At 44.9% G+C, this 18,662-nt stretch carries 15 protein-coding genes; 6 read left to right on the top strand and 9 right to left on the bottom strand.

Annotation, left to right across the window (positions count from 1 at the left end):
* Together nhaD and L9Q40_RS08400 are read right to left on the bottom strand one after the other, a co-directional pair.
* A partial coding sequence (gene nhaD / locus L9Q40_RS08405) for a sodium:proton antiporter NhaD (RefSeq protein WP_498793035.1) occupies positions 1 to 1,283 on the bottom strand: 1,283 nt, incomplete at its 3' end.
* Positions 1,284 to 1,695: 412 nt separating this feature from the next.
* Entirely contained in the window at positions 1,696 to 2,721 is a 1,026-nt protein-coding gene (locus L9Q40_RS08400; protein WP_498793034.1) for an acyltransferase, read from the bottom strand.
* Positions 2,722 to 2,971: 250 nt separating this feature from the next.
* Here L9Q40_RS08400 and L9Q40_RS08395 point away from each other — a divergent pair, with 250 nt between their 5' ends.
* Both L9Q40_RS08395 and L9Q40_RS08390 read left to right on the top strand, forming a co-directional pair.
* Positions 2,972 to 3,562, top strand: coding sequence for a TetR/AcrR family transcriptional regulator (locus L9Q40_RS08395; protein WP_014233455.1), 591 nt, complete (start codon positions 2,972 to 2,974; stop codon positions 3,560 to 3,562).
* 130 nt (positions 3,563 to 3,692) lie between these two features.
* Entirely contained in the window at positions 3,693 to 4,550 is an 858-nt protein-coding gene (locus L9Q40_RS08390) for an alpha/beta hydrolase (protein ID WP_498793033.1), read from the top strand.
* A gap of 102 nt (positions 4,551 to 4,652) precedes the next feature.
* Here the strand turns inward: L9Q40_RS08390 and L9Q40_RS08385 are convergent, their stop codons facing one another.
* The gene (locus tag L9Q40_RS08385) at positions 4,653 to 7,202 is read right to left on the bottom strand and encodes a glycosyl hydrolase family 18 protein (RefSeq protein WP_498793032.1); all 2,550 of its coding nucleotides are present in this window, start codon (positions 7,200 to 7,202) and stop codon (positions 4,653 to 4,655) included.
* Positions 7,203 to 7,718: 516 nt separating this feature from the next.
* Between L9Q40_RS08385 and ppnP the strand changes: the two genes are divergently transcribed.
* A complete protein-coding gene (ppnP, locus tag L9Q40_RS08380) occupies positions 7,719 to 8,003 on the top strand; it encodes a pyrimidine/purine nucleoside phosphorylase (protein WP_014233458.1) in 285 nt (94 codons plus the stop codon).
* A 370-nt stretch (positions 8,004 to 8,373) separates the two neighbouring features.
* Positions 8,374 to 8,658, top strand: coding sequence for a hypothetical protein (locus L9Q40_RS08375; protein ID WP_498793031.1), 285 nt, complete (start codon positions 8,374 to 8,376; stop codon positions 8,656 to 8,658).
* A 9-nt stretch (positions 8,659 to 8,667) separates the two neighbouring features.
* Here the strand turns inward: L9Q40_RS08375 and L9Q40_RS08370 are convergent, their stop codons facing one another.
* Positions 8,668 to 9,825 carry a GGDEF domain-containing protein gene (locus L9Q40_RS08370; RefSeq protein ID WP_498793030.1) on the bottom strand — a complete coding sequence of 386 codons (1,158 nt, stop codon included), beginning with the start codon at positions 9,823 to 9,825 and terminating at the stop codon, positions 8,668 to 8,670.
* A gap of 407 nt (positions 9,826 to 10,232) precedes the next feature.
* Between L9Q40_RS08370 and L9Q40_RS08365 the strand changes: the two genes are divergently transcribed.
* On the top strand, positions 10,233 to 11,573 hold the full coding sequence (locus tag L9Q40_RS08365) for an MATE family efflux transporter (protein ID WP_498793029.1): 1,341 nt from the start codon (positions 10,233 to 10,235) through the stop codon (positions 11,571 to 11,573).
* A 112-nt stretch (positions 11,574 to 11,685) separates the two neighbouring features.
* Here L9Q40_RS08365 and L9Q40_RS08360 read toward each other — a convergent pair whose 3' ends face one another.
* Positions 11,686 to 13,365: an RluA family pseudouridine synthase gene (locus L9Q40_RS08360; RefSeq protein WP_498793028.1), complete on the bottom strand. Its 1,680-nt coding sequence runs from the start codon at positions 13,363 to 13,365 to the stop codon at positions 11,686 to 11,688.
* Between the two features lie 149 nt (positions 13,366 to 13,514).
* Here L9Q40_RS08360 and L9Q40_RS08355 point away from each other — a divergent pair, with 149 nt between their 5' ends.
* Positions 13,515 to 14,318 (top strand): HAD family hydrolase, encoded by an 804-nt coding sequence (locus L9Q40_RS08355; RefSeq protein ID WP_498793027.1) that lies wholly within the window; start codon positions 13,515 to 13,517, stop codon positions 14,316 to 14,318.
* A gap of 84 nt (positions 14,319 to 14,402) precedes the next feature.
* Here L9Q40_RS08355 and L9Q40_RS08350 read toward each other — a convergent pair whose 3' ends face one another.
* The 4 genes from L9Q40_RS08350 to L9Q40_RS08335 all read right to left on the bottom strand — a co-directional run bounded on the left by L9Q40_RS08350 (position 14,403) and on the right by L9Q40_RS08335 (position 18,443).
* Positions 14,403 to 15,500, bottom strand: coding sequence for a GGDEF domain-containing protein (locus L9Q40_RS08350; protein WP_498793026.1), 1,098 nt, complete (start codon positions 15,498 to 15,500; stop codon positions 14,403 to 14,405).
* Positions 15,500 to 15,964: a putative pterin-binding protein gene (locus tag L9Q40_RS08345; protein ID WP_014233467.1), complete on the bottom strand. Its 465-nt coding sequence runs from the start codon at positions 15,962 to 15,964 to the stop codon at positions 15,500 to 15,502. The genes L9Q40_RS08350 and L9Q40_RS08345 overlap by 1 nt, the downstream gene beginning before the upstream one ends.
* Positions 15,965 to 16,365: 401 nt before the next feature.
* The gene (gene fghA / locus L9Q40_RS08340) at positions 16,366 to 17,205 is read right to left on the bottom strand and encodes an S-formylglutathione hydrolase (RefSeq protein ID WP_020335085.1); all 840 of its coding nucleotides are present in this window, start codon (positions 17,203 to 17,205) and stop codon (positions 16,366 to 16,368) included.
* 89 nt (positions 17,206 to 17,294) lie between these two features.
* The gene (locus L9Q40_RS08335; RefSeq protein WP_020335086.1) at positions 17,295 to 18,443 is read right to left on the bottom strand and encodes an S-(hydroxymethyl)glutathione dehydrogenase/class III alcohol dehydrogenase; all 1,149 of its coding nucleotides are present in this window, start codon (positions 18,441 to 18,443) and stop codon (positions 17,295 to 17,297) included.
* Positions 18,444 to 18,662 lie beyond the last annotated feature (219 nt).

Genomic DNA, 18,662 nt, shown 5'->3' with positions numbered 1-18,662 from the left:
ATAGAGAGTAAACTACCACCAACACCCGCAGTGAGTGTGACCAGCAGCCAGTTGCCGACAGACATATCAGGCTGCATGGTTAATACGGCAAACATCACTGGAATGTTATCCACGATGGCTGAAAGTATGCCAACCATTACGTTCGCCCACATTGGATTCCATTCGGTGTACATCACATGAGAAACCAGCTCTAAATAACCAAGCAAGCTAAGCCCACCAACACACATTACGACTCCGTAGAAGAAGAGTAAGGTATCCCACTCCGCACGTGACACACGATGGAACACATCAAACGGCACGACGGAACCGATACGTTTCAGAGCCTGCTCGTCGCCATTCGCAATCGCGATTGCCGTTTTTTTCGCTAAAGACTGCTTGAGTGTCCGACGTAGGAAATAGCCAAAAAATTGCAGGTAAGCCAAGCCCATCATCATGCCTATCACAGGAGGGAAGTGCAGCACGGCATGGAAAGAGACGGCGGTAGCGATGGTCAGAATGAATAACAGAACAATGCGTCTTGCTCCGCGTTTCAGCTCCACGTGCTCATGTTTGGTATTGGGTTTGGTGTTTGGTACAAACAGCGACATCAAAAAGGCTGGGACTAAATAGTTGACCAAAGAAGGGATAAACAGAGGAAGAAATTCAGAAAATCTGACGTGACCCGCTTGCCAGACCATTAACGTTGTAATATCACCAAAAGGGCTGAATGCACCGCCCGCGTTGGCGGCGATGACGATATTGATACAAGCCAGATTGACGAATTTTGGGTTGTCGCCAGAGACTTTCATTACTACAGCACACATCAACAGTGCCGTCGTTAAGTTATCCGCGATGGGTGAAATAATGAATGCGAGGAAACCTGTCAGCCAAAACAGCTTTTTAAAGCCGAAACCCTTACCCACCATCCACGCTTGTAAAGAGTCAAAGAGTCTTCGCTCTTCCATGGCGTTGATATAAGTCATCGCCACTAATAGAAACAGCAGCAATTCTGCGTATTCAAGCAAGTTGTGCTCTAACGCAGCTTTAGCGACATCCTGTTGGTTGTGTTGAGTAAAGGTGTACCCGATCAGAATCCAAATTAACCCTGCTGCGAGCAGTACAGGTTTGGATTTTCTCATCTTGAGATACTCTTCCAGCATAACCAGAGCGTAAGCGATAGAAAACAGAACCAGGGCGGTATAGCCAACGGTAGAATTAACTAGGTTGAGCTCGCTGGTGACCGCAGCCATGCTGGAGCTTGAGAATAACAAACAGCAGAAAGCCACAATTGGGTAAATTGGCATAGACATTTCTCCCTTGTCTTGTTGGAGAAATAGTAGCCATAAATTAAGAGGTTAGTTGTGAGAAAGCTCGAATTAACGGTAGGAACCGGGCGTTATGCCACTATTTTCTTAGTGACACGATACCCGCTACGCAACATAAAATCGCTGCGGCATACAAACCGTAGGTCAGCCAATGGCTTATTTCTAAAAAAGGAGTGACTCCTTGAGATGCCCACATACAGCCTCCGTTAAATGAGCAGTGTTTTATTTATTGGGTAAATCTAAAGGAAATGCTCAATGTTTTTTGTGAGTATCGACAAAATTATTGAGGCTCATAGCGCTAAAATTTTAGCCAGTGAGAGCTCACTCTCATTTTTGTTTGGCTTGCTCCAACGAACGTGTCAGAGCAAGCTATGACTCGCATTTTATTGATTTATCTAAGTAATAGTTTTCTTAGTGGTGAAGCCTCAATACTTTTGACTAAAAGCAATGTGGCGACAATGGTGGTTGAGTAAATGAAAACATCTTTAACTAAACCTTGTAATAGGAGAATGCCTGCTACATTCATCATGATAATTACCACCAGTAGGTGGCTAACGTAGATTCCTAAGATGCTCGGTGACCACTTGTGCACCCATGACATATTGCCAAAATTGGGGTTAGCAAGTAGCCACATGAAAATACCAAGTGACCAAATAACGGTCCCAAATAAGAAATCATGAGTGTTAAACATAACGTTGTGTTGCATCAGTCGATTGGCTTCTGCAAAGTGAAGCCCCAAACCGATCACCATCAGAAGCAAGGCTTTGCTGCTAGACCATTGCCATTGTTTCTCTCTGGCCAGATAACCCAGCACAACCAGCAATGTACTAAAGAAAGGGCCATTGCGAGTGAAAAACGGAGCTGGCAGTTCAGTTAATGTAGAGTAACTTCCTGCTAAAACTCCATATACGTAAAACAATAAAGCGATAGGAAGTAGGAGTCGAGACTGCCCAGCTTTGACCAGAAAAGCGATAAGTGTCACGGCTATCAGGAGTGCCGGCAGGAACCACAAATGAACCAAGCCCCCTTCTAGCAAAGAGTTAATCGGGGATTGCATCAGGTAATCCCAGTAACCTTGTCGCTCTGCTAAGTAACCCACTTCATAGACAGTCTGCCATCGGAACGGTACGACTAGGCAAATCACACTCCACACCACCCAGATCCTGATTAACGGTTTGGCGTAGCTCTTTAGTGTTTTAATTGGATTGGTACTGAGTTTGGGCTGAATCAAATAGCCAGAAATAAGGAAAAACAAAGGAACCGCAAAACGTGACATCTGGTTAATAATGTAACCGACCCAGGGCACCTCGCCCCATTGCCAGTACGAGAGAGCCATCTGACAGTGAAGACCAATTATCGCTAACATGGCGATGATTCGGGCAAATTCTAAACTGGCGATCTTCTTCTTGGTTGTCATAAATTACTTACCTGAACATAAAACTATTCAGCGAAAGTAACAGTTCTCGAATAATGGCGTACGTGAAGAAATCAACTCAAGCTCTCTTGGTGACAGGTAATGTTTTAAATTCAGACGTGGTTCAAGCTTCTTATTTATATACCTATCACGGAACTCAATATACCGATGGTTGCAATTGTTCTTACCAATAAATGGTTCGACCAGAATACAAAACCTTGCATAAAAGAACGACCGTGCTAAAAATACTGTTATGAAAAAAGGAAAAGTAACGAAAGAGTTTATTCTGCAGAGAGCCTTTGAGATTGCCAGTGAAGAGGGGTTGGAAAGCCTTACCATTGGTGAACTGGCAAAGCTGTGTGGGATGTCGAAAAGTGGCTTGTTTGCCCATTTTAACTCTAAGCTGAACTTGCAGCTCTCGGTACTCGAGCACGCGAATCAAGTCTTTACCTCTCGGGTGATAGAACCTGTGCGGGAGCTAGGGGATGACCACATCGAGAGAAAAATTCGTGGGTTGTTAGATTCATGGATGACATGGAACCACTCTTTTCAGGGTAGTTGTATGTTTCTTGATGCCTGGAATGATACCGCAGCGGATGATTGTCCATTACAAGTGGCGTTGAGAAAGTCGATTAATACATGGCTGAACTACTTAGAAATACAAATCGCGAAAGGTAAAGACAATCGTGAGTTTTCAAGTGATTTAGACACCAAACAGGCAACCTTTGATTTGTACGGGCAGTATCTAAGCGCGCATGTGTTTTATTCGATTAAGGGCGAGGCAGAGAGTCAGAGACTGTTCTGGCAAGGGATAGATAACTTGTTTGCTCGTTGGAAGGCGTAAGTATCCGGTTTCGATTAAGTTAAAACACAAACACATTCAAAATTTTAGATAGAGCGACAGAGTTCGCTCTTTCTTATCAGCACAAAAAGCACGACCGTTCTATTTTGTGCTGCTAGTTAAGGGAAAGATCATGAGCGACAAAATTTACTTTAATACATCGCAGCGCTTTAGCGTTAAACGTAGCTTGGTTAATATCAGTACCCGCCTGCATCACACTCTGGCACCGTCACACGCCAAAAGTACTGCAAGAAAGCTTCTTCTTACGCCTGTTCGTACTAAACCGAAAAATGCAGAGCCTCAAGGCTTGGTCAAAGGGGAGATCCAAGGATTTGATGGTGTGATTAAAACCTACTCACTTGGAACTGGCCCTATTTGGGTTCTGACTCACGGTTGGTCGGGAACCGCGAGCCAGTTTTTTCCTCTGATGGAACATATCGCCGCGAAAGGTTTTACCGCACTGGCTTACGACCATCCTGCTCATGGTGAGAGTGAAGGTCAGTATGGTCACATTCCGGGTTTTATTCGTGGTCTTGAAGATGTGCTGGACTCGGTTGATGACATTGCGGGAGTAATTGGTCACAGCATGGGTACCGCTTCTGCACTGGAATGTCGTCACAGCAAACTGGAGAATAAGCCATTTTTGCTCATTGCGCCTGTTCTAAACTATGTAGAAAACCTGTTTGGCAGTATTGCGCGCTCAGGCTATTCCATGAAGCTGTTTCATGCAGTGGTATCAGAAGTGGAAGCGCAGTTTGATTACCCGTTACAGTCAATTGACCCGCTAAAACGCCTTTCTGAGCGTGAGTCAGTGACGATTATAGTTCACGATGAGCAAGACAAGTTCACTAAACACAGTATCTCAGCAAAAGCGGCGGAGGACATCGCCAATGTTGAGTTGGTCACCACGCAAGGTCAAGGCCATGGCCGAGTCATGAAGTGCGAGCAAGTGTTCCAAAGTTTTGACCGCTTAATCGAATCTAAAGCGTAGTGATTTTATAAAAATAAAGGACAAGTAAGCGAGTGCTGCTCTTGTCCTTTATACATCATGGTTATGCTTTAGCTTTGTAGAAAGTAGCCTGGCTAGTGCGGCTTAGTTGCAGTTCGCTGTGCCTACTTGTTTCCAAACACCCCATTCACCTGTCGTTGTTGGGTCCTCGCCGCGAGTCCACCACTTCGCCTCCCAAGTACTGCCAGCATGAGTCACTTGATCACCCCCTGTGTAAACCGCATCTGAATCCCAAGCGTTATCACATGTGCCCGTATTTGGATCTGTGGTGTATTGTGCAACGACTATGGTTGTACTTGCGGTCGCGGATGCTTCACCGTCACTCACACTCACCGTGAAGTTTAGGCTGGTATCCTGGGAGTACTCAGCAGCAGTAAAGGTCACTTTCGCACCTTCAACGGTCGCGTTTAAACCTTGTGGTAGCGTCCAGCTAAAAGTGAGTGTGTCGTTGTCTGCGTCACTAGATCCCGACGCGTCTATGACCACAACCTCACCTGCATTCGCTGTTGCTGGAGCGGTGATTTGTGCAACTGGCACTGTGTTTTGAGGTGGTTCGATAACGCCTGCTGGCTTCACGGTGACCACAACAAGATCAGAAGCGGTTGCACCTTCGTTATCTGTTACTGTGAGTTTGAACGTCAGTTGTTCTTCTGCGGTTACTTCAGTCACATCGAAGCTTGCGTTCGCACTATTTGCTCCGGTCAGGGTTACTGCTGTACCAGATGTTTGCTCCCAAGCGTAGCTGGCTATCGTACCGTCAGAATCGGTGGACTGTCTGCCATCTAGCGTCACGGTTGCAGGACCTGATACGGATTGATCTGCGCCAGCGGTTGCTGTTGGAGCGCGGTTTGGCTGCTCAATAACCGCACCAGACATACCTTCGTGCATGGCATTGAGAATATCGCCGTTATCTGCATCAATCTCCCAGGAGAATAGACCCGCAAGCCCAAGCGTTTTAGCGTAGTTGCCTTTTGCTAGTACGGAACGGTGGTCATCTAAAGTAATTAGCTCGCCCGTTGAGCGGTTCCATACCCACGGCGCTTCTGCCAGATCATCGTAACCGTATTCAAAGCCGTTGATCCCAGTGCTATTCGCTCCAAGCATGAATGACTTAATGCCTTTGTAATCGATAACGCCAGCTTCCCAGACACCTTGTGTGGTACTGCCTTTTAGCTTGCCAGTTGCAGTACCTGTCATTGGATCATTTGGATCGGTTAGAGTGTCCGGTGTTACCCCTTCCCAGCCACGACCGTACATAGCAGTGCCGAGTACGAGCTTGTTGGCAGGGACACCTTGGGCGAGAAGAAGCTGGATACCGTTGTCTGCAGTATAGGCTGGCCCTTTGAACGGTTCGCCGTTTTCATCAACACCACTGCCATCACACTGGCCTGGGCGCATGAACGAACCGCAGTAAAGGGCGGTCTGATGCCCCGGTACGTTGTTCCAACCGCCATAGAAGTCGTAGGTCATCGCGAAAATGTAATCCATGTATTGGACTGCGTCCGCGTAGTCAACGTCTTCGATCTTGTCGTAACCCACACCAATGGCTGAAGTGAGTTCGTATGTTCGGCCTGTCTCTGCCTCTAACTCATCCAACATTGCACGCAGTTCACGCATTAGAGCAACATATGCGGGGCCATCGTTGACGGGGTCGCCTCGGTCTGTCGCTGCACCGCCGCCGCCAGGGAATTCCCAGTCAATGTCGACGCCATCGTAAAACTTCCATGTGTTGAGGAATTTTTTAACGGAAGCCACAAAGGTATCTCGATTGGCTTTATCGACGAAATCAAAGAATGGATCAGACAGAGTCCAACCACCAATCGATGGGATGATTTTCAGCTCAGGGTTACTTTGTTTCAATGCCATCAGCATTGCGTAGTTACCCTTGATTGGAGTGCTGTATTCATGACCGGCTTGTGGGAAGCTCTTTTGGTACGCTGCCCATGGGTCATGGATAACGACTTCATAATCAGGTACGCCGTTACAGGCGGTTTGCAACGCGTTAAAGCTATTCCCGCCAACGGATTTAACGGATTCATTAGGGCCACAAATTGGGATGAAGCCGTAAAGGATGTGGGTTAGGTTGTCTGCCGGAATATTGTCTACGGTGTAGTTACGGCCATAAATGCCCCACTCAACAAAGTAAGTCCCCATCACCACGCTAGGGTCTGTGCTATAAGATTTGTTGTTTGGATCCACATTCATCGTAAGCGGTTTTAAGTGCGAGCCATCAGTGTCAGCGATGGTAATTTCAGCCGGAGTACTTCTCGCACAACCTGTTTCATCACACGCTTCGATCTCCATCTGATACAAACCGCCTTGACCATATTCGAACTGGGCTGTGGTTTGGCTATTGGTAATGGCACCAGTGGCTACTTGGGTACCATCAAAGTAGATGTTGTATGTGTCGCCCGTTGAGCCGCTCCACTGGTTGAATGTCACCGCAATCTTTGCTTTGTCATGGTAGGTCACCATATTGTGGTAACCGGATGTGGTTTCCATGGCCAATTCAATTTTAGAAAACTGAAGGTTGTTAGATCCATATAGATCAATACTTGGTGCAGTTGGAGCAGCGACAGTCGCTCCGGATAATGCCAAAGCAACGCTTGCGGCACATAGGTTAAATCGAATCATAACTTCTCTCTATCCTTAGATTCATGTTCTATCACAAACACAATCTGCTCTTACGCCAAAGTCCGGCACCACCTGCAAAAGCATCACGTTTAGCATTTCAGAGGGTTTTTTTTCGTCAAAAAAAATCAAAGCGTTTTTCGAGTCACTTGAGAGAAGTTAAATAAAACTCGTACGCTGTTGCACGTGAAATACAATCTTGAGTCAATAATCTAAAAATATTCTGCAGAAGCAGTACTTATCGTTTACGCACTTAAAGAAAAAACAAAATGAAGCGTATTTATTTGTCTGAATATCTTGGGAATTATTCTATCTAAAGGCGTAAGAGAGTTAGGGTTCAGGTGCTACATTGTTAATTTGTTATGCCTAAATAATCACCGGTTTTGATGTGCTATGCATGATAAGAAAACCTAGTTATGAACCTATTTGTCACTAATGTTTAATTAGAAGGCTTTATGGGCTTGAGTCATAGAGAAAAACAGGGTAAAAAAGGTCAGATTTTTAATGAGGGAACTGATAATGAGTATCAAGGAAAACAGCTATTTTGCAGGCGGTGTGAAGTCACTAGGTTTTAGTCAACACGAGCAAGAAGTGAGTGTCGGAGTGATGCTTCCAGGAGAGTACACGTTTGGTACACAAGCTCCAGAACGCATGACAGTAGTGAAAGGTGCCCTTATTGTTAAACGTGTAGGTGAAACTGACTGGACAACATACAACAGCGGTGAGTCTTTTGACGTTGAAGGCAACTCATCGTTTGAACTACAAGTTAAAGATGCGACAGCGTACTTGTGTGAATATCTATAAAACACCGTCTTGCACCGTGAATTGAAGCCACCTTCGGGTGGTTTTTTTGTGTGTACTTAGGGTCTGTTGACCTTTCGAGCTGATTTTTGCAGCAGTTTGTGGGTTCTTTATACAAGGCAGAGGTTTTGAAATGTAGTTGACCTACCTGATAAGCCGATAACGCAGTAGAAAGGAGCTACAAACGCTGCCCAAAGGGTTCGGCTAAAAGCGCTATACTCTTTGTTGAGAGGTGCTTTACTTAGATTGACTAAGCTACAAACAACTAGCCGTCCGCCTCTCGTCGCGATTAAAGCGCTTTTATCTCGAACAAAAATTAACCACGAAAGATAAACAGACCCTAGAGAGTACTCATCAATCCAAGGAGGAAATGATGTCAGTACAACGCAAACACACTGATTTCCCTCCACGTTACGAGGCTAATGATTTTACTACAGAGCAAAGACGACGCTTCACTGCAGTGGCGAATGCTGCGCAAAAGCGGCGAGATTTGTATAAACGAGTATTAGATAAGGAGCTGGTGGGTAAATTGAGTCAACAAACCTGCAAACCTAACGAGGCTCCACATCAAGGAAAAACCAGACGCGCAAGCCAAGTCATCTGGTTAGTGGTTATCCTTCTTGTTGGTTTATGGGCGACGTATTGGTTCGCTTATTAGTATTCTGAACTAATAAACCTCTCCGATTTCTGGTTGGCGCAATTGATGGGTGCTCACTTCTTCCAACTGCACACAATCTTCATAATAGGCGTACTGATTTTTTCCGGTGTGTTTTGCTACATACATGGCTTTATCTGCACATCGAATCAGTTCCGATAAGTCGTTTGCATCTTGTTTATAAATCGCCGCCCCGACACTCATCGTGATTTCATTAATGAGGTCGTAATCTAGAGAGCGGTTTGAGAACACATTAACAATGCGTTTTAACACTTCGTCCAAACTTTCTTTGTTAGGCACATCGTGTAGTAGCAGGACAAATTCATCACCGGCAAACCGAGCGATAGAATAATCATTCTTCGGGGGAGTGTGGCCAGCTAAGCGAGTGCTCTCTTTCAATCGAGAAGCAAATGTCTTTAGAACGTGATCACCAACGTCATGGCCATAGTTGTCATTAATGAGTTTAAAGTTGTCGAGATCGAGGAAGATAACGGCGGTCAAACCTTTGGTTTGATAGCGATCGATTTCGCTCAGTTTTTGTCGTGCCCAAGTTTCAAAGCTCCAGCGATTGGCCAAACTGGTCAGTTGGTCAAAATAGGCCAGTTCTTCAATGCCTTCTCGATAGAGGACTTGAATGTAATTCAGAACCTTGGCGTAGTAATAAGAAAATGTATGACAAACAAAGCTAATCGCAATCAACGTCAACATAAACCGACGCTCAATCATAGGAGTGGCGGTTGGTAATCTATCCAGAAAAGCGATGCCGAAAAAAATAAAGAGTATATAGGTACAGCTAAAGAGAAGCCCAACTTTAAACTCGTTGATAAGAATGAGTGTCGCGACAATTGGATACAGCCACAAGATCTTCCCTGAAGGCGCGTCATTAAACAGTAGTAACAGCAAACCTTCTAGCATGAGTACTGCGCTTAAAAGTAGATCGGCATACTGGTGATGCTTTTGTACTTTTATCATGTAGCAAATCGCAAAGCAGGCAAGCGCAGATAAAGCATGGAGCAAACACAGCCCCCAGTGCTGCTCAAATGCTTGAACAATCGCACCATAGACTAGACAAGTGGCGGCGATGCTCGAACATATAAAAACAATCTTCTTTTTTCTCGTTGCGCGGATATCCGCCATCTCTTCTAAGCGTGCCCCTGCCAATGTCGACATCTTGTATCCCTAACTTTATAGTTTTAACTCTATTCTAGTTGTTAACTGAGCGATAGATAGAATAAAAGTTCGGCTAACTGTGAAGTAAATCATTTTGAATATGGCGATGAGTAATTGAATTAAAAGTAGATTTTCGAGGCGGCGATGATGTTTAACGTGGGTCATACGCTCTTCAGCTATTGTTTTTTGTATACGTCGAGAAAGTGCCTTTCATATCGTCAATGAGTGACCGTGAGATAAGAAAAATATTACTCATTTCGACGAAATTTTGTTGCTGTTGTGACCGGGATGCGAATAAAATTTGCGCATAGCAACTTTTCGCCCATTTCAAGTATGAATGGCTATTTTCTTAAACTGCTTCACAGTTTCCTGTGAAGCAGTTTTTCATTGTGTGAAGGTTTACAACTATGCCTAAGAGCCAGAACATCAACCAGCGCATGTCCATCGTGACACTCGCTTGGCCGATACTCGTGGAAATTTTGCTAAGGACGGCTTTAGGAACCAGTGATGTATTCATGCTGAGTGGTTACTCAGACAAAGCGGTATCAGCGGTTGGGGTTATTACCCAGTTGACGTTTTTTCTGATCATTGTTTCAACATTTGTGAGCAGTGGGACGGGCATCTTAATTGCACAATACAATGGCGCTGACCGTGAGAAAGACTCGGTTGATGTTGGTGTCGCGAGTGTTGTGCTGTCGGTGATTGTGGGTATTTTCCTCAGCGTGATAGCGGTACTTGGTGCGATATTCTTTTTGCCATATTACGGCCTTGAAGCCCAAGTGGAAGAATACGCGCGCAATTACTTGTTGATCAGTGGCTCGCTGACATTCAATGTCACCATTGGCATCGTGCTAACCACGATTCTGCGTAGTCACGGTTTTTCGCGCTCACCAATGGTGGTTAACCTGCTCAGTGGCGTGCTAAACATTGCAGGTAACTACATCGCGTTGTATCAGCCGTTTGGTTTACCCGTTTATGGCGTAGAGGGCGTTGCCGTTGCGACCGTCGTGAGCCAAGTCGTAGGTACATTGATGTTGTTGGTGGTTGTGGCGCGTTCGAGCATCCAGTTACCCATGTCGACCATGAAAAAAGTGCCGGCGGACATCTATAAAAAGATTTTGAAGATTGGCGGCATGAATGCGGGTGAGGTGTTGTCTTACAACATTGCGCAAATCTGTATTGTGTACTTTGTGGTACAGATGGGCACGGCTTCGTTGGCGGCATTTACCTATGCGCAGAATATTGCGCGTTTTTCTTTTGCTTTTGCACTGGCGATTGGTCAGGCAGCGCAGATTCAAACCGGTTATTACATTGCAAAGGGCTGGGTGACCAGCATCCTGAAGCGTATTCAGATTTATTTCTTGGTGGGCTTTGTTGCTTCTACCGTTGCCACGACCGTGATTTACGTATTCCGAGAAGACATTCTCCGCGTGTTCACTGATCAGCCTGAAATCCTTGCTCTTGCTGGCTCATTGGTTCTGGGGTCGATCCTGTTGGAAGCCGGACGTGTGTTTAACCTGATCTTCATTGCCGGTTTAAAAGGTGCAGGTGACATTAAATTCCCGGTGCAAATGGGTATCGTAAGTATGTGGGGCTTAGGCGTGTTGTTCTCTTACGTGCTTGGTATTCACATGGGCTACGGTGTAGTGGGAGCCTGGATGGCCATTGCTTTGGATGAATGGGTTCGAGGCATCATCATGGCAAGACGATGGCGTTCACAAGTGTGGACGAAATTTAAAGTCAGTTAAATACGTCATAGCCGATAGTGGCAAAGACTGAGTCGGAATATGCTTGGTCTGAATTTAAAAAAGGCACTGAGTTCAGTGCCTTTTTAGTTTCTTCAGATTAACCGTACCGGGGTTAAAACTCACAATCGGCATGGAAGCTCATGCGCTCTTTGCTGTATGGATGATCCAGTTCCAGCATTTCTGCATGCAGGTGTAAGCGATTCGCCTTCTCGCCATACAAGCCATCACCAACCATTGGCATATTTAAGCCCATGTGATGAGCGCTGTGGACACGAAGCTGGTGGGTACGGCCAGTTTTAGGGTACATATACACTTTGCTACGGCCATTTTTAACTTCAATCAACTGCCAGTGTGTCTCCGCTGGTTTTCCATGCTCAAAGCAAACCAATTGGCGCGGGCGATCTTCTGGGTCACCACGCATAGGTAATGAGATATCACCCTCGGCATCACTAAGTTCACCTTCCAGCAGAGCCATGTAGCGTTTTTGTACGCCACGAGCCATGAACTGCTTCTGTAAGCTTTTATTCGCGCGTTTGGTCAGTGCAAACACCAAAATGCCTGATGTCGCCATATCTAAGCGATGGATGACAAAAGGCCCTTCAACGTCAGGGAACATTGCCTGTAGCCTTGTGTACGCCGAGTCTTTGATGGTTTTGCCCGGAACAGACAGCAAACCTGACGGCTTGTTTACTACCACCATGGCTTCGTCCTGATAGAGAATTTCCAGCTCTTTGTCTTCTGCCCAGTTTTCAGCCAGCGGGTTGGGTTCGACGTTCATACCTTGCAGCATGTGGCCTAGTATCGGTTGGCACTTACTGTTGCATGATGGGTAAAATTTCTTGTGCTGGCGCACTTCGGACTTTGGTGATTCCCCCCACCAGAACTCGGCAAGCGCCAGCGGTTTAAAGCCATGTTTAAACGCGTACTGAAGTAGTTTCGGGGCAGCACATTCACCTGCGCCTGCTGGTGGCACCGGATTCGTCGTATTGGCAAAAATATCCACTAAATCGCGTTCTTGTCCCAGTCCGTTAAGAAACCGGTACTGTCTGTGTAGTTTGTGCTGTAACGCGTTAGAGAGTGTTTTTCGACGCTCTTTAAGTTCTGAAAGTTCATGTTTTAAAGTGACTAAACGCTGCTCTTTGACTGCCAGTTTTTCATCCCACGCCATCTTGAGGTATTTGAGCGCATTTTTCTCGGCCACACTTTGCTTACCCAAGTCGTCTAACAACGTCTTTAGTTCATCGGGACCTAGTGTTTGCTCACCCTGTTTTCGCTGTAGTTTTCGATTCGCACGGCCGTCTATCATTATTTGGCGTTGCGCCTGTTCTTCTTGCTGGTATGAAGCGCGATCGGCTTGAATCTCTGCTTTTAGCTCAATTAATTCGGGGTTATCTGCACACTGCTTGTATTCGGCATTGATTGCATTGATGGCGTCGGTTTCAGCGCGGAAAAAACCTTCATCAGTCAGCATGTCATACACTGGTGGTACAAACCCAGGCAACAAGTTTTGATCGGCGATCTTGCCGGAGAAAGCACTGAGATACCCTAGCTCACCTTGTTGATTTTGTACCAAAAGCACGCCGAACATTTTCCCTCGCCCCGCTTGCTCATCCTCTAACCCAAAGTCATGCTCAAAGTCATTTTGCGTGAGTAAGTGCTGTTGCAGTTGTTCAGCGGCTAATACGCATAGAGGATGCGGTGTGTAATAGAACGGAAACGTAAACTGCTCTGGTAACTCATAACCAGAAATATCAGCAGTAAAACGAGTAAAGCAATGTTCAGGCGAGTGCATGATGTGTATCCGCGCGAGTAAAAATTTGAGCGAGGATTGTACCTGTTTGAATCAGGATTACTATATTAACAACTATACTTGAGATTCACTCACGATCCTGTACCTTAAACGCTATCGCTGTTTTCCTTCCCTAATTAGAGTTTTAGTTCATGTCACAAGCTAGCATTAAATTTATCGCCTCCGATATGGATGGCACGCTACTCGATCAGTACGGTCGTTTAGACCCAGAATTCTTCGATGTCTTTTTACGATTAGAGGAACAAGGTATTTTGTTTTCGGCTGCCTCTGGCCGTCAATATTATAGCTTGCGTGACACTTTCGCTCCGATTCAGGATCGCATTCTGTACGTGGCAGAAAATGGCACCTTGGTGATACACAAAGATAAAGAACTCTATAGCTGTACCATTCCGAAACCTGAAGTAGCAGAGATAATCAAAGCGGCGCGCGGCATAGATGGGGCACACATTGTTCTGTGTGGTAAGCGTTCGGCTTATATCGAAATTCAGGATCAAAAAACGTTGGAAGAGTTTCAAAAGTACTACCATCGCTGTGAAAACGTCGACGATTTGCTTGAGGTTGATGATGAGTTCATTAAAGTTGCGATCTGCCATTTTGACGGTTCAGAAGAGTTAGTCTTCCCGACGATGAACGGCCAGTTTGGTGACTCACATAAAGTCGTCGTTAGTGCCAAAATCTGGTTAGACGTGATGAACGAAAAAGCTTCTAAAGGGGCGGCAATTCAGTATCTTCAACAAACCATGAATTTTACACCTGCAGAGACGATGACATTTGGTGATTACCTAAATGATTTGGAAATGCTGCAAGTGAGCGAGCACTCTTATGCTGTGGCCAATGCTCATGAAGAGATTAAGAAAATCGCCCGTTTTTCTGCGCCAAGCAATCAGGAATCTGGTGTGCTCACTGTGCTGAAAGAAAAATTTCTGAACAACTAGTCGCGCAGACTCACCCTCAGTTGTAATGAAAAGCCCCGCTTGTTGAAGAGCGGGGCTTTTGTATGTTTGAGATGTCACTCTGTTCTATCTTTGGAATTTCATCTTGTACATGCGTTTATCTGCGATATTGATAAGGAAGTCGATATTATCGCTATCCATCGGATACCGCGCGATACCAATACTGGTCGAAAGTTGATGATCGTTTTCTGTTTTTAGTACCGGGTCATCAAACACGGCATTAATATGATGCTGTATTTCTTCTTCGCTGATGGCTTTGTCCTGAACGACGATGGCAAACTCATCACCACCCATTCGGTAAGTGGTAAAATTATTGATCTCCATCGACTTTAGCCGGTTAGCAATAGCTCGTAAAACTTTGTCGCCAGCTTGGTGTCCGTGAGTATCATTAATATTTTTAAACCCGTTTAAGTCCAGGATACAGAGATAAAACGTGTTTTTTTGTTGCATGTTTTTTCTAAGCGTCACAAACAGCGCGCTTCTGTTGCCAAGCCTTGTCAGCGGGTCGCTGAGTGCTAGTTTTCGGTGGAAACTTGATTCGCGGTAAAAGAAATAAATAAGAGAAAGTGTCGACAACACAAAAGTCGCAAACAGCATATATTGCGCTTGTACCAGTCGCTGTGTTTCACCTTTTTGTGCTTCATATACTTTGCTGGTGAGTCGGAAGTTTTGATTCACAAAATCCACTAAGTCTAAGTACAAAGTCTGGGTTGAGCGATAAAACTGGGCTGCCGCCTGACGATCTCCGGTGTTCGCCTCGACAAGAAAAGGCTCAAGGTCTTTGAATTGTTCGAAGAGTTCTAAAAAATACTGCTGAATATTGTTGCGAGAAAAGAAAGTGTACGCATCATCGCTGTTGATGAGTAAGTCAAAGCGGCTCCAGGCGAGCTCATACTGTAGCTCTGCGCCATTTATGTCCTGTATGTCTTCATCAAGCCGACGTGCTTCCCCAACCAGTTCTGACAGCTCTTTAGACAGCTGAAACAAAAACCACGTGGCCTGTTTTTGCTCGTTAGTAAAGTTTTGCGCTAATGCACGCGTTTGTTGAAGTAGCACGACATTCGCGAGTAATAAAGAGGTAGCAAAGACGAACAGCAGCAGTTTGCTGAGTGTTGTGTATCGCCACTTTTGGGGCTTGAGTGGATAGGTATCTGATAATTTCATTATTTCTTTATCAATTTAATTTCATTCACCTGCCAGACCATTTGGGCATGATATGCGGATCGATTTAGCTCTGGGTAAAGGTTCAGCGGATATACAACCCAATATGGGCCTTTGTCCCTGATTTTTATGTAATGTTTATCTTTTTGATAGGCCAAAATCGGCTCATATCTAACGATATCTGGTCGCGTTACGGTCGCGTGGTAATTGTTTAAACCACTGATATCGATTTGCGCTGGAATATCACCATATACGTAAGTGAGTAAGTCACTCAGCTTTACTCCAGTAAACTCAGACTCCCCTTTGCTCCAAGGTAACTCGGTGGTGTAAGTGGTTTCTGGCAACGATTGAATGTCTTCTAATTCCAATGCCACACTGGACTTTTGCGGACCGTTACTAAATGAAACGGTATGTGCAGAAATAAAAGGGGCAAAACACAGCAAGCCTAATACGAGTATCTTTTTCATTCTATTCATTTTGGAGTTTTATGCTTTTACTGAGCTAGAGAAAGCGACGCTAGCCGTGATTTATTTAAGGTTTCGATGATTTGAATAAATGGATAAGGTTGCAAAAATATATCTTGTTTGAAAAGTAACCTTACGCTTACTTTACGTCAAGGCTATTACGTGACTTCTTAAATAAATGAACGATGAAATGCAGGGATTAGAGGAATATTAGGACTCTTAGCGTATTTTAAGTACTATTCAATAAAAATCGATATAATTATCAATTAATAATTATTAGAAGAAAATTAACATTTTCAATTCAATTTTAAAATTAATAATATTTCTGAATAACGAATATATATTCAAAAAAGAATAAAGCCACCTTTTTGAGGTGGCTTATTATTATGTTACTTATTAACAACTTACTCGAACAAATACTTAGCATGAAAGTTCAAATGGTCATCAATAAAGCTCGAGATGAAGTAATAACTGTGATCATAACCTGGCTGCATTCGAAGTGTTAGTTCTGAACCATGCTTATTCGCCGCCGCAACGAGAAGTTCAGGTTTAAGTTGTTCACTCAGGAACCCGTCTGCGTCGCCCTGGTCAACCAGAATAGCCAATGGTGATGGACCTTGTTTCAGCAACTCACTCGCATCATATTGTTTCCAGTTTTCGATATCGGTACCTAAATAAGCGGTAAACGCTTTTTGGCCCCAAGGACACTGAATAGGGTTACTGATAGGGCTAAATGCTGAAATTGAGCGATACTGATCGGCATTTTTTAAGCCGATAGTCAGTGCACCATGCCCGCCCATGCTGTGGCCAGAAATAGACTTCACATCAGAAACCGGGAAATTGTTTTCGATGATTGCTGGTAGTTCTTTCGTGATGTAGTCATACATGAAGTAGTGCTGTGACCAAGGTGCCTGAGTTGCATTAAGATAAAAACCAGCACCCTGACCGAGGTCGTAATTTTCATCATCTGCCACACCTTCGCCACGAGGGCTGGTGTCTGGGGCAACAATGGCGATGCCAAGTTCGGCAGCCATACGAAATGCACCAGCTTTCTGCATGAAGTTTTCATCGCTACAAGTGAGACCCGATAGCCAGTAAAGCACTGGTACTGGGTGGGACTTTGTCGCGTTTGGCGGCAGGAAAATAGCGAATCGCATTTGGCAATTCAGTGAACTAGATTCGTGAGTGTATTGTTTGTGCCAGCCACCAAAAACTTTGGCCTGACTTACGTTTTCTATCATCATGAATAAACTCTTAAGAAGCAGAAATTAGATTCAACGGCAGGACACCGTTAATACAATAAGGCTCTCCCTAGGGAGAGCCTGCAGAGACATTATTTGTCCATGTGAATCACGCTACGGATACTCTTACCTTCATGCATCAGGTCGAACGCCTCGTTGACGTCTTCAAGTCCCATAGTGTGAGTAATGAATTCTTGTAGACCGAATTCACCTGCCATGTATTTTTCTACAATTTCTGGAAGCTCAGAGCGGCCTTTCACGCCACCGAACGCACTGCCTCGCCATACGCGGCCAGTTACCAGTTGGAATGGACGGGTAGAGATCTCTTGACCTGCACCAGCTACACCGATGATGACGGATTCGCCCCAGCCTTTGTGACAGCATTCAAGAGCCTGACGCATCACGTTGACGTTACCGATACATTCAAACGAGAAATCAACGCCGCCATCTGTCATTTCAACAATGACTTCTTGAATTGGCTTGTCAAATTTCTGAGGGTTAATCACATCGGTTGCGCCCAGCTGTTTCGCAAGATCGAATTTACTCTCATTGATATCGATACCGATGATGCGGCTAGCGCCAGCCATACGTGCACCAATGATTGCAGACAGACCGATGCCGCCTAGGCCAAAGATGGCTACTGTGTCGCCTTCCTGAACTTTTGCTGTATTCAGTACTGCGCCCATACCTGTAGTCACACCACAGCCAAGTAGACATACTTCTTCCAGAGGTGCTTCTTTGTTTACTTTCGCTAGTGAAATTTCTGGTAGTACAGTGTACTCAGAGAACGTCGAACAGCCCATGTAATGGAAAATTGTTTCGCCATTGATTGAAAAGCGGCTTGTGCCATCTGGCATTAGGCCTTTACCTTGCGTCTCACGCACAGCCTGACAAAGGTTCGTTTTGCCTGATTTACAGAACTTACACTCGCCACATTCTGCTGTGTATAGAGGAATAACGTGATCACCAACTTCAACGCTGGTCACGCCTTCGCCTACCATTTCAACGATACCGCCACCTTCGTGACCAAGGATCGCAGGGAAGATGCCTTCTGGATCGTCACCAGATAGCGTGAATGCATCCGTATGACAAACGCCAGTTGCCACGATACGGACTAAAACTTCACCTTTTTTAGGCAGTTGTACATCCACTTCTTCCATTTTTAATGGCTCGCCTGCCGCCCATGCGACAGCCGCTTTAGATTTGATCGATGTTTGACCTGGTTTGATTTCAAGTGCCATTGGATTTCCCTTATCTAATCAATAGGTAGGCGTAGTAGTTAAGCGTAGCTGAGCTTTCGCTTTTCGCCTGTAGTTTTATTTATGCTCATTTTATCTATTTCATTAAAAATGATAATCCGTCGTTTATGAAAATGATTTTTACATATAAGTAATAATAAGAGTGTTAAACCGGATAGAAGACAAAAGGATTTTTGATGACGACAGGTGTGCTTTGGGGCA

The sequence above is a fragment of the Allocatenococcus thiocycli genome, from assembly GCF_921292965.1.
Classification (GTDB): Bacteria; Pseudomonadota; Gammaproteobacteria; order Enterobacterales; family Vibrionaceae; genus Vibrio; species Vibrio natriegens.
The sequence above is the reverse complement of the archived record's forward strand: the minus strand, read 5'-3'. Positions and strand labels throughout refer to the sequence as shown.

Bases quoted from the DNA above. Each gene is read 5' to 3' on its own strand.
- ppnP (WP_014233458.1), top strand. From the start codon at position 7,719: ATGAGTATCAAGGAAAACAGCTATTTTGCAGGCGGTGTGAAGTCACTA.
- L9Q40_RS08335 (WP_020335086.1), bottom strand. From the start codon at position 18,443: ATGGCACTTGAAATCAAACCAGGTCAAACATCGATCAAATCTAAAGCG.
- fghA (WP_020335085.1), bottom strand. From the start codon at position 17,205: ATGATGATAGAAAACGTAAGTCAGGCCAAAGTTTTTGGTGGCTGGCAC.
- L9Q40_RS08350 (WP_498793026.1), bottom strand. From the start codon at position 15,500: ATGAAATTATCAGATACCTATCCACTCAAGCCCCAAAAGTGGCGATAC.
- L9Q40_RS08390 (WP_498793033.1), top strand. From the start codon at position 3,693: ATGAGCGACAAAATTTACTTTAATACATCGCAGCGCTTTAGCGTTAAA.
- L9Q40_RS08355 (WP_498793027.1), top strand. From the start codon at position 13,515: ATGTCACAAGCTAGCATTAAATTTATCGCCTCCGATATGGATGGCACG.
- L9Q40_RS08345 (WP_014233467.1), bottom strand. From the start codon at position 15,964: ATGAAAAAGATACTCGTATTAGGCTTGCTGTGTTTTGCCCCTTTTATT.
- L9Q40_RS08385 (WP_498793032.1), bottom strand. From the start codon at position 7,202: ATGATTCGATTTAACCTATGTGCCGCAAGCGTTGCTTTGGCATTATCC.
- L9Q40_RS08370 (WP_498793030.1), bottom strand. From the start codon at position 9,825: ATGTCGACATTGGCAGGGGCACGCTTAGAAGAGATGGCGGATATCCGC.
- L9Q40_RS08360 (WP_498793028.1), bottom strand. From the start codon at position 13,365: ATGCACTCGCCTGAACATTGCTTTACTCGTTTTACTGCTGATATTTCT.
- L9Q40_RS08375 (WP_498793031.1), top strand. From the start codon at position 8,374: ATGTCAGTACAACGCAAACACACTGATTTCCCTCCACGTTACGAGGCT.
- L9Q40_RS08400 (WP_498793034.1), bottom strand. From the start codon at position 2,721: ATGACAACCAAGAAGAAGATCGCCAGTTTAGAATTTGCCCGAATCATC.
- L9Q40_RS08395 (WP_014233455.1), top strand. From the start codon at position 2,972: ATGAAAAAAGGAAAAGTAACGAAAGAGTTTATTCTGCAGAGAGCCTTT.
- L9Q40_RS08365 (WP_498793029.1), top strand. From the start codon at position 10,233: ATGCCTAAGAGCCAGAACATCAACCAGCGCATGTCCATCGTGACACTC.